This is a genomic window from Pedobacter alpinus (assembly GCF_042684645.1).
GTDB classification, from domain to species: Bacteria; Bacteroidota; Bacteroidia; order Sphingobacteriales; family Sphingobacteriaceae; genus Pseudopedobacter; species Pseudopedobacter alpinus.
The window spans coordinates 557,023-570,741 of sequence record NZ_JBHULV010000008.1; the positions used below are offsets into that span (position 1 = coordinate 557,023).

The window sequence follows — 13,719 nt, forward strand, 5'->3', positions numbered from 1 at the left end:
TGTGCCCCCTGTGGTTAAATAAAAGATGAAAAAAGAAGAAAAAAGAAAAGTTGATATATTATTTAATGAATATTCAGAATTTCACCAAAACTCCAAAAATAAATTAATTCAATGGATATGTGTTCCATTAATTATATTTAGTATAATAGGTTTAATTACATCAATTCCATTTCCACAATTAGCTTTTTTAGGTAAATACAATATGTTTATCAATTGGTTTTCTGTTGTTTTAGCTTGTGCTATTTATTATTACCTTAAACTTTCTCCCTTACTTTCCTATCTAATGCTTTTCTTTTTCGGCTTCTGTTACTTCTTTATTGTTCAGTTAGAATACATTGAACAAGCCGGAGGGCCAACTTTATGGCAAGTTAGTTTGGCCATATTTGTTTTAGCTCATATTGGTCAATTTATAGGGTATAAAATAGAAGGAAAGAAGCCATCATTTTTAAATGCCATTAAGTTTTTATTGGTAGGACCAATTTGGTTGTTACATGTTATTCTTACAAGGCTGACTATTAAATATTAATTGAAAATTTAATGTTTTGTTAATATAAAATTTTCCATATTCGCAGTAATGAGTGCTTCAATTAAAATATTATTTAGTGTATTAGCGTTTAGCTTCTTTTTAGTTTTCCTTAATGGTTGTAAAAGTAACGCAAGTAGAAATACATATATATGGGTTATTAGAAATGCGGAAACCGATACTTTAGGTAATTTGAATGTTATAGGGAAAACTAGAGCTTTGCTTTTAGATAGTTTATTTTTAAATGAGAACGTTGATGCTTTAATTGCTTTAAAGGAAGGTAGTAATATTGAGTCTTTGAAAGCTATATCAAAAAATAAAGATATTGAAATTACAGAGGTACATAATGATGATTTGAACAATATACCATCATTAATCTTGGAGAAACAAGGTGCTATCGTTTGTTTAAAAAGAGAGCAAATTATTCCACTAATAAAGAGGTTGGGTTTAGAAGTGAATATTGATTCTATCCCTGAAAATCAGTTTGAATACTTATTCAAAATCATCATTCCTACGGATTCATTAAAAGAAAAAAGATTGGAGGTTAGGTATTTTTAAATTTAAAATTACTGTTCCATTATCTTAGTTAACATAAATTTAACACACATGTAACTGTTAATTAATTTTAATATAACAGCTAGGTAACATATAGCTAATACTTTTGCGACAACTAAACAATGCAAAAGTGAAAAAAAAAATTCAATCATTCTTTATAATCAGTAGTACATTAATTTTCTTTTCTTTATCCGGTTTTGCACAGAACGGCAGCATTAGAGGAAAAGTAATTGATAAAGCATTTGCGGAAGCTTTAATTGGTGTTTCTGTTGGGATAGAAGGGACATCTCAAGGAGTGTCAACAGACGTCAACGGAATGTACAATCTTACCAATCTTAAGCCAGGCAAGTACAGTCTAATTTTTAGGTATTTAGGTTATCAGCCAAAACAAGTAACCGATGTTGTTGTAACAAATGGAGGTGCTACAGTGTTAAATGTTACTTTAGATGAAACATCAAAGCAATCTTTAAATGAAGTAGTAGTCACTGCAAAAGCTAATCGTGAAAACGAAACTGCTCTATTGGTAGAGCGTAAAAACGCCACTATTGTTGTTCAAAAAATTGGTGCTTTAGAGCTTAGTAGGAAAGGTGTTTCAAACGTAGGAGAGGGTGTTTCAAAAATATCTGGTGTATCGGTAGTTGGGAATAAAGCTGTTTTTGTTAGAGGGCTTGGAGATCGCTACAATAATGCTACTTTAAATGGACTACCAATTCCATCAACTAATCCAGATGTAAAATTGATCCCTTTAGATTTATTTCCAACGTCTATTGTAAAAAACATTTCTGTAGTAAAATCTTATACTTCACAATTTTACGGTGATTTTTCTGGTGGTTCAATTGATATAGTAACAAAAGATTATCCAGAAACCTCGTTTTTAAAAGTTTCTCTTTCATCAGGATACAATTCAATTACTACAGGTTCTAGGTTTTTACAAACTAACCCAAGTACAAAAAGTTTTTTTGGATTTAGTGGTGGAGATAGAAAATTACCAGCATTTGTTGAATCTACTCAAGGATATGATTCATTTACTAATGGTAACAATGAAAACCCAGGTTTTGCTACGCCATGGAGTCCACAAATTAAAACAGCTCCGGTAAACAACGGAATTTCTATTTCTGGAGGAAACCTCTATAAATTTAATGATGGAAAGGAATTAGGCTTCTTAGCGAATGCAAGTTTTAAAAATGAATATAGGTATTTTGAAGGAGTATCTGCCTTATTTAATGCTCAGCAATCTCCACGTTATCTTTATGATACAGAGACATTTATTTATAATACCAATACCTCTGGTTTATTTAATTTATATTATAAGCATTCTGCAAAAGCTACGTATAATTTTACTGGATTATTTGTGAATGATGCTAATGATGGTATTTATGATAACACTGGTTTTCAATTCGATTTAGGTGATATTTCAGGAAGAAGAAATACTTATATTCAAAATACATTATTGTCAGGTCAATTAAACAGTAATTACAAATTAAGTGAAAGAAGCGCTTTAGTTTGGGCATTTGGCTATACCAAAACTACAGGAAATACACCTGATCGTACTCAAAATACTTTCAGAAACGTTAATGGAAATTCTTTCTTCGTGACTGATGCGGTGAGTAATAATCATAAATTTTTCGCTGACTTGGATGATTCTGAGCTGTCTGGAAAAGTAGAATTTGATATCAAATCGAAATCTGAGGAAAAAGCATTTAAATCTGTTCAGTTTGGTTTAAATGGAAGATTTAAAGACAGAGTTTTTGATGCTCGTCAGATAGATACAAAAATAGCTTTAACCGATAATGTAGATCCTAATAAAGTAGATGCAACTTTAACAGGGGATAATTTAGGAGACGGAAATACAGCAGGTACATTTAAATATACTGAGAGTTATTATGCCCCAAACAATTACAGAGCGGATTTATTAATAGCTGCTCCTTATGCAAACTTTAATTTGGAATGGAATAAAACTATTTTATTGACCGCAGGCTTAAGAGTTGAGGCTTCTACTCAAAATATTTTCTATAAAGACGGAGGCGCAACTTTATCTGCTCCTTTTAAACAAAAGCAGTTGACTAATTTGGATTTCTTGCCTGGCGCAACTTTGAAGTTTATTAATTCAGAAAAGTCTAACTTTTTATTAGCAGCCAGTCGTACAATCTCTAGACCTTTGTTTGTTGAAGTTGCTCCGTTTCGTTTAAATACAGCTGCGGCTACTGCAGAGATACAAGGTAATACCCAATTAGTAAATAGTGCTAATTACAATTTAGATTTAAAGTACGAGATTTATCCTAGTAACGGAGAATTATTTGCAGTTTCTTTATTTGGAAAATATATACAAAATCCAATAGAATTGGCTCAAGTGAATTCTTCTGATGATTTGTTTTCATACATCAATACTGATGAAGCTGTAGTTACTGGAATTGAAGTGGAAGCAAATCGTAATTTAGGCTCTTTAGTTCAGTCAGAATCTAAAATTATTAAAAACATGTCTGTTGGATTTAATGCTTCCTACCTTTATACTCAAATTAAAATAGATCCAAATAAAATCGCTGAAAAGGGAGTTGCTATTAATCCAACTAATTTAAAAAGACCACTATTTGGGGCGTCTCCTTATTTAGTAAATGTAGATTTTTCTTACAAAAAAGACTGGAGTAAGGATGCGAATACGATGTTCACAGTTGCCTATAACGTATTTGGGAAAAGGTTATTCGTAGCAGGTTCACAAGGTGCAGGTGATATTTATGAAATGCCCGTAAATACTTTAGATTTTGTAATGAATACTAAATTCAACAAAAAAGTAGGACTAGATTTAACTTTTGGAAATATCTTAAATCCAGATATTATTTATAATCAAGAGTATAGTACCAACGACTTAACTTTTAGTAATATAAAAAGAGGTTTTAATGTCGGGTTAAATCTTAACTATACATTCTAAATAGGCTTTACATTAAATTAACGAAAAGCTTACTATTTGTTAAATCTAAATTAACAACCTGTTAATTGTAAAAGCCTTTATTTGTGAACAATAATAAAACATTAATAAGAAAAAATTCAATGAAAAATTTACTTAAATCAAATCTCTTAGTATTATTAGCTGCATCAGCAATAACTATCGCTTCTTGCGGTAAAGACGATGATATTATTGATTCTGGACAAAACGGTGTTTTGCCTAATAATACAGTAATCACAGGTGATATTACTAGTAATGTTACTTTAGGAAAAGGGAACACTTATTTTTTAAAAGGCGGAGTTCATGTTAAAGCTAATAATACTATTAAAATAGAAGAGGGTGTTACTATAAAGTCTGACGCTGTTGAAGTTGCAACTGCTTATTTGTTAATTGAACCAGGTGCTAAAATTGATGCACAAGGAACTGCTACCGCTCCAATTGTGATGACTTCTGGTAAAGCTACACCTATGGAACAAGATTGGGGTGGTTTAATCATTTGTGGTAAAGCTCCTTCTAATCCTGGTGCTACTGTAGCATCTGAAATGGGTGCTGGTGTTAATTATGGAGGTACAGATGTGAATGATAATTCTGGCATAATTAGATATGTAAGAGTTGAGTATACTGGTAAAAAACAAACTGCTACTAAAGAACACAATGGTATCACTTTCGAAGGTGTTGGTGCTGGTACTAAAGTAGAATACATTTGCTCTTACCGTGGTGGTGATGATGGTTTTGAGATGTTTGGTGGTACTGTTGATATTAAATATGCTGTAGTTTTTGGTGCTCAGGATGACCTGTTTGACTGGACTTTCGGATGGAAAGGTAAAGGACAATTCTGGGTAGGTATTCAAAATAGTAATACTGGTTCAGTTGCCGATAGAGGTTTTGAAGCTGATAATAATGGCTCAAATAATGCAGCAGCTCCTTTCTCAGAGCCAACTATTTCTAACGTTACTTTAGTAGGATCTTTAACTGCAAAAACAGGAGATGATCCTTTAACTGCTATTGAGACAGGTAAAACAATTGGTTTAAAATTACGTGAGGGTACAAAAGCAAAATTATATAACTTTGTTATCTATAACTTTAGTAATGGAATTGATATTGAGCATAACCAAAGCTTAGCTAATATGGCTGATGGTTCATTATTTTTGAAAAATTCTGATGTAGTTAATGTTAATCCACATGTTTTCAAAAACACAACTCCTTCTGGTGGAACACGCCCTTCATTTACAGGAACTAACATGCTTATTGATGCAACCTATTTAAATACATTTACTGCAACATCAACAACTCCATCATACATTTCAAATGTATATGTTGGTACTTCAGCTACTGGTGCTTTTAATCCTACAACTTTAGGTTCTTATTTCACAGCTGCACAATATAAAGGTGCTGTACAAAGCTCAAACAACTGGGTAACTACTGGTACTTGGGCTAGAGTTAACTAATAAATATTTTAATCATTATTTATGAATCCCGCCAAAATTTGGCGGGATTTTTTGTTTTGGAAAAACTTAACATAAACTTAATGTTGTAGCTGTATCAATCTATCCTGTTATAAAGTATAGGCATAAAACAATTAAACAATAAAGACATGAAAAAATTAAGCATTCTACCAGTAATCATATTGGTCACGCTATCAATTACCTCTTGCGAAAAGTCTAAGGATATTAAAATTAGCGGAGATAACCTTACAATGTGTGAAGACAATTCTACCTGCAACTATTCCTATTTAGAGAATGCCGATATTGATTCAAATATGGCTCTTAAAGCAGGGAGCTATCGTCTATTTATAGCTGAATCTGATTATTCGTCAGTTGTTGCTCAGCGGACATTGTATTTTAAAGCCCCTATGGAGGGCAATAGCTTCCAGATTAATGAAAATGCTATTAAAGCTGGTGCAGTAGTTTATAAATTTGTTTGTCCTACATGCAATTGGATAGACTACAAACCTATTGCCGGCTATGTAAAAGGAATTAATACCACACCTGATAAACCTGCTGCTGAGGCAAAATGGTTGATTGAAGCTAGTGTTATCCTTAAAGCTGATCTGACGGATAGCGAAATTAGAGATACTTTGTATGTAAAGCAGTATTTTGTTAAGGCTTCTCCAGAATTTTAAATTTTATTTTTTTTATATCCGAAAGTAAGCTTCTGTTTGCTATTTGCGGGTTTGTTGTTAATTAGATAACCTTTTGTTAACATTAAATCTCGCTTACTTCATGCTATTATACATAATTTTAGATTTTAACCTTACTCATAGAAGTAGATATGACTTATTTTGTCATAAACTACCATTTACTTATGGTAATTCTTGTTTAAAATACGTCATGCTGGTTAAAGAAATGGTAAATCCACTAATGGCATTATGTAAGGATAATATGATAAAGCATGGCTACCTGTAAAGCAAGATACCTATTAATATCAGTAGTAATTTTTTCGAGTTCCTGTTTTAAGGAGTATAAAGGAAAAATTAATATTGATGGTTCTAGTAGTGTTTATCCATTAACCGAGGCCGTAGCAGAAGAGTTTAGAGAAGTAGAACCTGATGTTCGCGTAACTGTTGGAGTATCTGGTACGGGCGGTGGATTTAAGAAATTTCTACGTGGAGAGACGGATATCAGCGATGCTTCCAGACCTATCAGTAAAAATGAACTAGCAAGCAGTAAGCAAAATGGCATTTCTTTTATTGAAATCCCTGTTTGTTACGATGGTATGGCTATAGTGGTGAGTCCGAAGAATGATTTTGTAAAGGATATAACCGTAGCAGAACTTAAAACAATGTGGTCGGCAGAAAGCCAAGGTAAAATTACCAGCTGGAAACAGGTGCGGTCATCCTGGCCAGATGTACCTTTAAATTTATATGGTGCGGGAACATCTTCTGGTACTTACGATTATTTTACCGAAGCGATAAATGGCAAAGCCAAGTCTTCCCGTGGAGATTATACTGCTAGTGAAGATGATAATGTATTGGTACAAGGCGTTTCATCTGATAAAAACGGACTCGGTTATTTCGGTCTAGCTTATTATTCAGAAAATAAAAGTAAGTTGAAACTTGTCCCGGTGAAAGTAACCAATAATGCACCAGCTATATTCCCGACAGAGGAAACGGTTCAAAACGGATCATATCAACCTTTATCACGGCCAGAGTTTATTTATGTAAATGCTGCGACGGTGAACAGGTCCGAGATGAGGAAATTTATTAAATTTTATCTGGAACAAGCAGCAACTTTGTCTAAAGAGGTAGGGTATGTGGCGCTGCCAAATGAAGTTTATCGCTTATCGTACAAAAGGTTTCTCAATAGTAAAACAGGTTCTGTTTTCGCAGATAAATCAATTGTGGGTGTTAATCTATTAGAATTATTGTCAGCAGATTAAACATGGTAGGTCTTAATAAAATTAAATCAGAAAAACTCATCGAATTCATCATGCTGCTTTGCAGTATGGTATCGGTGTTAACTACTGTGGGTATCATTCTGGTGCTGTCTGTAGATACCTTTCAGTTTTTCGGAGAAGTGTCTTTCTTTGATTTTATAACAGATACCGAATGGACACCCTTATTTGAAGATAAACATTTCGGTATTTTGGCTTTACTATCGGGTACTTTGTTAACCACCTTTATTGCGGTAGTGATAGCGGTGCCTGTCGGAATTACCATTGCCGTTTACCTCAATGAATATGCCTCTAAAAAATTTACTTCGATAGTTAAACCATTGCTTGAAGTATTGGCGGCTGTGCCTACAGTTATTTACGGGTTTTTTGCTTTGCAATTTGTTACGCCTTTGCTTCAAAAAATCTTTCCCGAGCTATCGGGTTTTAATGCTTTATCACCGGGTATTGTGATGGGGATCATGATTATTCCTTACATCACCTCTTTAAGTGAAGATGCTTTAAGAGCCGTACCAAAATCCTTAAGGGAAGCTTCTTATGGTTTAGGTGCTAACAGGTTCGAGACAGCTTTTAAAGTACTGGTTCCTGCGGCAAATTCGGGGATTATTGTTTCGGTTATTTTAGCCATATCTAGGGCTTTAGGAGAAACCATGATTGTGGCCATTGCTGCCGGGCAAGAACCTAAACTTACTTTTAACCCTATGGAATCGGTAGAAACCATTACCACTTATATTGTACAAGTAAGTATGGGCGATGTACCTCAGGATTCTTTAGAGTACCGAACCATTTTTGCAGCAGGGATGACTTTGTTTGTGTTTACCTTTCTGCTCAATAACATCAGTTTTTGGATTAGAAAAAAATATCAGCAACGTTATGAATAAAGTCTTTTTTTCTGCCAGAGCTAAGGATAAAACTTTTAAAGTTTTTGCCATTTTCTGTACGTTTACCTGTTTGTTAACCTTGCTGGTTCTTATTGCCGATATCCTTATTAAAGGTTTATCCCGTTTAAACTGGTCCTTTTTTGCGAATTTACCTTCCCGTTTTCCGGAGCAATCAGGGATTTACACGGCCATTGCCGGTATGGTAAGTTTGTTGTTTTTTACCATCCTTATTGCACTCCCAATAGGGATTCTATCCGGAATTTACCTTCAGGAGTATGGCAATAAAAACAGGTTGGCTAAGTTTATCGAAATTAATATCTCTAACCTGGCTGGTGTACCCTCTGTTATTTATGGTATATTAGGATTACAATTATTTGTTAGGATGGCGGGTTTAGGGAATAGTATTTTGTCTGGTGCTTTAACACTGGCATTGTTAATTATGCCGGTGATCATTGTTTCCACACGAGAGGCTATTAAGGCTGTACCCGATACTTTGAGAGAAGCAGCATTTGGATTGGGTGCTACTAGGCTACAAACCATATATCGGGTAGTTTTGCCTGCGTCTTTCGGAGGAATATTAACCGGAATCATATTGTCTGTTTCCAGGGCAATTGGTGAAACCGCACCGCTAATCGTAGTAGGAGCACTGGCTTATGTGCCTTTTATCCCAGAAGGACCGTTGGACCAATATACCTCTTTACCTATTCAAATATTTAACTGGACATCTAGACCACAACAGGGCTTTGTTGATAACGCTGCAGCAGGCATAATTGTCTTGTTGGTATTTACATTTTTATTAAATGGTATAGCCATAGTATTAAGAAACAGATGGTACAAAAAAACAACAATTTAAAAACTACCTCCAACGGAGAGTATAAACTTCGATCCATTGATTTAAGCTTGTACTATGGACAAAAGCAAGCATTAAAAGAGGTTTCTATAGATATTACAGCAAATACAGTAACCGCTTTTATAGGCCCTTCAGGCTGTGGTAAATCAACTTTTTTAAGGTGTTTTAACCGAATGAATGATCTGATTCCTGATGTAACTATTAAGGGTAAGGTATTGATAGATGAAGTTGATATTTATGAAGACCTAATTGATGTTTATGAGTATCGAAAAAAAATAGGCATGGTATTTCAAAAGCCTAACCCTTTTCCGAAGACCATTTTCGAAAACGTAGCTTTTGGTTTAAGAATTAATGGAGAAAAATCAAAATCGGTGGTACAAGATACGGTAGAAAACGCTTTAAAATTATCAGCTCTATGGGATGAGGTAAAAGATAATTTGCACAAATCTGCCATGGCACTTTCTGGCGGTCAGCAACAGAGGCTGTGTATTGCCAGGGCTATTGCCGTAAAGCCATCCGTTTTGTTAATGGACGAACCTGCATCAGCTCTTGATCCTATTTCTACTGCTAAAATTGAAGAGTTAATCTATGATTTAAAAAAGGATTTCACAATTGTAATTGTGACGCATAATATGCAGCAGGCAGCAAGAATAAGTGACAAAACCGCTTTCTTTTATATGGGAGAATTGATAGAGTATGATCTTACTGATAAGATATTTACCAACCCAGCCAAAGATGCGACACAAAATTATATAACAGGAAGATTTGGCTAATTCAATAACGGTATGACTCATTTAGAAACTGAACTAAAAAAATTAAAAGAAGATACCACAGAAATGTGGAGACTGGTTATTCAGCAATTAGAAAAAGCGCTCCATTCTTTGCGAACTTTTGATAAAGATTTTTCAAGAGATGTGATTTCTTCTGAAAAACGAGTAAATGCTATGGAGCTGAAAATAGACAGAGATTGCGAAAGTATTTTTGCTTTATATAACCCGGTAGCTATAGATTTGCGCTTTGCGCTGGCAACCTTAAAAATCAATAATAACCTGGAACGTATAGGTGATATTGCCGAGGGGATCTGTAAGTTTATTTTAAGCGAGAAAGAACCTTTTGATAAAGAACTGTTAAACTGCACTCAATTTGATTTGATGTATGAAAGCGCCAACCAGATTGTATTGGATGTTTTAAAAGCTTTTGAAGAAGAAGATACTAAACTAGCCAGAAGCATTTTCAAAAAAGATGAACTGCTGGACGATATTAATGCCGAGGCGAATAAAAATGTAGCTGAGTTTATTTTAAAGCATCCTGAGAAAACTGAACAAGCATTAAACGTTCTTTCTATCATCAGACGGTTAGAACGTGTGGGCGATCAAAGTAAAAATATTGCAGAAGAAATTATATTTTATATTGAAGCCAAGGTGTTAAAACACTACAAAAATAATAAGAAATAAGAAAACCTGTTTTCAAGCATTATTAACTAACTCTACCGGCTAAGTATGAAACGTATTAGGATGTTTATTAGCCATAAAAAAAGCATACAGAAACGAATTCCTGTATGCTTTTAAAGAGTGTTTATTCTAAACCTTAGAATATACTAAATTCTACTCTTCTATTGGTTTGTCTGCCTTCTGCTGTATCGTTTGGAGCGATAGGTTGGTTTGGACCGTAACCTGTTGCTTCAATTCTTGAAGCATTAACACCCTGACTTACCAAGTAAGCTTTAATGGCTTCTGCTCTTTCTTTCGATAGACGTAGATTAAGTTCCATAGAACCAGTGTTATCTGTATGTCCAGCAAGTTTTAAACTAAAATCTTTTTCTTTTAGTAATGTTGCAACTCTGTTTAATGTAGCATACGAAGTTGGACGGATGGTTGATTTAGATAAATCAAATTCTAAATTTTTGATAGCTTCATCAACAATTCTTCTATCTGCTTCAGTAACTACAATTTTCTCCCTAATAATTTCTCTTGGGACAGTTAACGCACATCCTGCACCATCAACCACAGTATTTGCAGCAGTTCCCGGGCATTTATCAAATTTATTAGCTACACCATCACCATCATCATCACCCATATCTTTAGCATACTGTTCTCTTTCTCTCGCTGCATTTTGTTCAGCTGTTGATAAGGCATTGCGTAGTTCTGCGCTTTCTGCTGCAGTTTGTTTTCTTAAATCTGCTAATGCGCTATAATTTGCTAATTGCGGATTTTGTCTTTTTCCTAAAGCAAACTCAATACCTGCATGACCGTAAGAAAAATTATCAAAACTTGAACCAGCTACACCATCAAAATTATTTGTTTTCACAAAGTTAACATCGTAACCAAAATCAAGATTGATTCCTCTTGAAATACCAATTTTGAAACCTGCACCTACAGGTACAAACCAGTTTTCAGCATAACCTCTGCTTGGTCCTGCGTTTATAACTTCAGCATTTGATGACATATAACCTGCACCAGCTTTCATATAAGGAGAAAAGTAACCGTTTTCTTTATTGATGCTTAGATTTGCTAAAGTAAAATTTGCTGTTAATGCAGCAGACCATTCGATGTGAGATTTAAAGCTTGAACCTTCATAAAGCGCATTTGCCGAAGTATTAGGGACAAGGCTTGATGCTCTTAATCCTTCTACGTTTCCTGCTAAAAAATCTGCTTGAATACCAAAAGAAGGAATAATTTGTTTTTTTATAAATCCACCATATCCCCAGCTTTCAGTTGGCGTGTTAAAATCGTTGTTTTCACCTCTGAAAACAGTATAAGGTGTTAAAACGCCACCATGTGCGCCAATTGACCAAGTACGGAAATTTTTTGTAGAGAAACGTGATTTTGTTTCAGGTGTAGTTTCTTGAGCGATTGTTTGAGATGCCATACCTGTTAGTGCAAGCATCATCGAGATTTTAGTAACTGTTTTCATTTTTTAATAATTATGCTCAGTTGTTTTAATTCATAACTGATAATCATTAATTGAAAAAAGCCAGCCATTTTTGAAATGAAAATCATGAAGTATTATCAATCAATTACTTATCTTTTTTTAATATTTTTTATTAACTGAGACGATGTAGGATGTAAAGGACGTTCTCTAATTAAGTTGAAGATTTGTAAACTATACAATACAGTTTCTTACAGTATATAGGCCTATAAAATCAGTAAAGCCTGTGTTTCTGTTAAAGAGACTATTTTAAAATCATCATCTTTATTAAACGCAACAGATAAATTATATATCTTGCGACTTTTTGAATTGCATTGAAGATTATGGAAGTTTTAATAATTGTAGTTTTAATTTTGTTGAATGGTGTTTTTTCTATGAGTGAAATTGCACTGGTTTCATCAAAGAAATTTAAGTTAGAAACTGCTGCAAAAAAAGGTAATAAAAAAGCTAAAAAAGCTTTTGAATTAGCAAACAGTCCAAACACATTTTTATCTACCGTACAAATAGGAATAACCCTTATTGGTATATTGACAGGTATTTTTAGTGGTAATTCTTTTACCGCTGTTTTAACAGAATGGTATAAGAGGTTTGATTTTTTAACCGCTTACGCAGATTCACTTGCAGTGATTACCGTAGTTGTAGTGATAACCTACTTAACTATTGTTTTTGGGGAGTTAATTCCTAAAAGATTAGGCCTAAGTTTTCCTGAAAAAATAGCTTCTGCGGTAGCAATACCTATGACTGTTTTATCAACCATCACAAAACCTCTAATCTGGTTATTAGCTAAAACCAATGATTTATTTCTTAGTTTATTGGGCATTAAAGACAAAAAAGAAGGTAGTGTTACAGAAGATGAAATTAAATTAATACTGCATGATAGCGTAGAAGGAGGAGAAATAGACGAAATAGAACACGATATTGTCAAACGAGTTTTTTCTTTGGGTGATAGGAATGTAAGCCAGTTGATGACTCCCAGGCATGAAATGGTTTGGATTAATTTGAAAGATGATTTAGCCGCTATTAGAAACATAGTGAACAAGTACCCTCACTCTGTTTACCCTGTTTGTGAGCAGTCTATTGATAACTTAATTGGTTTTATAGCTGTTAAAGAGTTGTTTAGTAAAGCATCAGGGTTTGATAAATTTGATATAAAAGCCAATTTAACTACGCCTATTTATTTACCAGAAAGTATGGCGGCATACAAGGTTTTAGAGCAATTTAAGGTAAAGAGGTGCCATAGTGCTATCGTTTTAGATGAATATGGATCTCTTCAGGGGATTATTACTAAAAATGATATTCTCGATGAGCTTATTGGTGATTCGGTTGAACTAGATCAAGAAGATTTTCAGATTCTAAAAAGAAATGATGAATCATGGTTAGTAGATGGTCAATTACCTTACCATGAGCTTTTAACTTATTTTAATGTTTTAGATGAAGAAGAAAATAGGGCATTTACCACTGTGGCAGGATTATTTATTTCCATAGTAAATCATATCCCTAAAACTGGTGAAACATGCGTTTGGAATAAGTTTTCATTAGAGGTGATTGATATGGATGGCCAAAGGATAGATAAAATTTTAATTACTAAATTATAGGTAAGAATTTAAGTATTTCAGAAAGATTATTAATTAAGTTATTGATTTTTTTAATT

General features: G+C 33.8%; 12 protein-coding genes. 11 read left to right on the plus strand and 1 reads right to left on the minus strand.

The genetic code is table 11. The features are described from left to right. The first annotated feature begins 25 nt into the window (after positions 1-25). The 10 genes from ACFSSE_RS03565 to phoU all read left to right on the plus strand — a co-directional run bounded on the left by ACFSSE_RS03565 (position 26) and on the right by phoU (position 10,594). Entirely contained in the window at positions 26-526 is a 501-nt protein-coding gene (locus tag ACFSSE_RS03565) for an Mpo1 family 2-hydroxy fatty acid dioxygenase (RefSeq protein ID WP_379044534.1), read from the plus strand. A gap of 48 nt (positions 527-574) precedes the next feature. Beyond that, on the plus strand, positions 575-1,081 hold the full coding sequence (locus ACFSSE_RS03570) for a hypothetical protein (protein WP_379044537.1): 507 nt from the start codon (positions 575-577) through the stop codon (positions 1,079-1,081). A 127-nt stretch (positions 1,082-1,208) separates the two neighbouring features. Next, complete coding sequence (locus ACFSSE_RS03575; RefSeq protein ID WP_379044540.1) at positions 1,209-4,004, plus strand: TonB-dependent receptor; 2,796 nt, start codon at positions 1,209-1,211, stop codon at positions 4,002-4,004. Between the two features lie 119 nt (positions 4,005-4,123). Next, the gene (locus tag ACFSSE_RS03580; RefSeq protein WP_379044542.1) at positions 4,124-5,467 is read left to right on the plus strand and encodes a hypothetical protein; all 1,344 of its coding nucleotides are present in this window, start codon (positions 4,124-4,126) and stop codon (positions 5,465-5,467) included. A gap of 146 nt (positions 5,468-5,613) precedes the next feature. Continuing rightward, positions 5,614-6,141, plus strand: coding sequence for a hypothetical protein (locus ACFSSE_RS03585; protein WP_379044544.1), 528 nt, complete (start codon positions 5,614-5,616; stop codon positions 6,139-6,141). Positions 6,142-6,410: 269 nt separating this feature from the next. Next, positions 6,411-7,397, plus strand: a complete 987-nt coding sequence (locus ACFSSE_RS03590) for a PstS family phosphate ABC transporter substrate-binding protein (RefSeq protein WP_379044546.1) — start codon at positions 6,411-6,413, stop codon at positions 7,395-7,397. 2 nt (positions 7,398-7,399) lie between these two features. Beyond that, the gene (gene pstC / locus ACFSSE_RS03595; RefSeq protein WP_379044549.1) at positions 7,400-8,290 is read left to right on the plus strand and encodes a phosphate ABC transporter permease subunit PstC; all 891 of its coding nucleotides are present in this window, start codon (positions 7,400-7,402) and stop codon (positions 8,288-8,290) included. After that, a complete protein-coding gene (pstA, locus tag ACFSSE_RS03600) occupies positions 8,283-9,143 on the plus strand; it encodes a phosphate ABC transporter permease PstA (RefSeq protein ID WP_379044552.1) in 861 nt (286 codons plus the stop codon). The genes pstC and pstA overlap by 8 nt, the downstream gene beginning before the upstream one ends. Further along, positions 9,119-9,913, plus strand: coding sequence for a phosphate ABC transporter ATP-binding protein PstB (gene pstB / locus ACFSSE_RS03605; RefSeq protein ID WP_379044555.1), 795 nt, complete (start codon positions 9,119-9,121; stop codon positions 9,911-9,913). The genes pstA and pstB overlap by 25 nt, the downstream gene beginning before the upstream one ends. A 12-nt stretch (positions 9,914-9,925) precedes the next feature. Next, positions 9,926-10,594 (plus strand): phosphate signaling complex protein PhoU, encoded by a 669-nt coding sequence (phoU, locus tag ACFSSE_RS03610; RefSeq protein WP_379044558.1) that lies wholly within the window; start codon positions 9,926-9,928, stop codon positions 10,592-10,594. Between the two features lie 133 nt (positions 10,595-10,727). Here the strand turns inward: phoU and ACFSSE_RS03615 are convergent, their stop codons facing one another. Next, positions 10,728-12,053, minus strand: a complete 1,326-nt coding sequence (locus ACFSSE_RS03615) for an OmpA family protein (RefSeq protein WP_379044561.1) — start codon at positions 12,051-12,053, stop codon at positions 10,728-10,730. 338 nt (positions 12,054-12,391) lie between these two features. Here ACFSSE_RS03615 and ACFSSE_RS03620 point away from each other — a divergent pair, with 338 nt between their 5' ends. Next, a complete protein-coding gene (locus ACFSSE_RS03620) occupies positions 12,392-13,663 on the plus strand; it encodes a hemolysin family protein (protein WP_379044564.1) in 1,272 nt (423 codons plus the stop codon). The last annotated feature ends 56 nt before the right edge of the window (positions 13,664-13,719 follow it).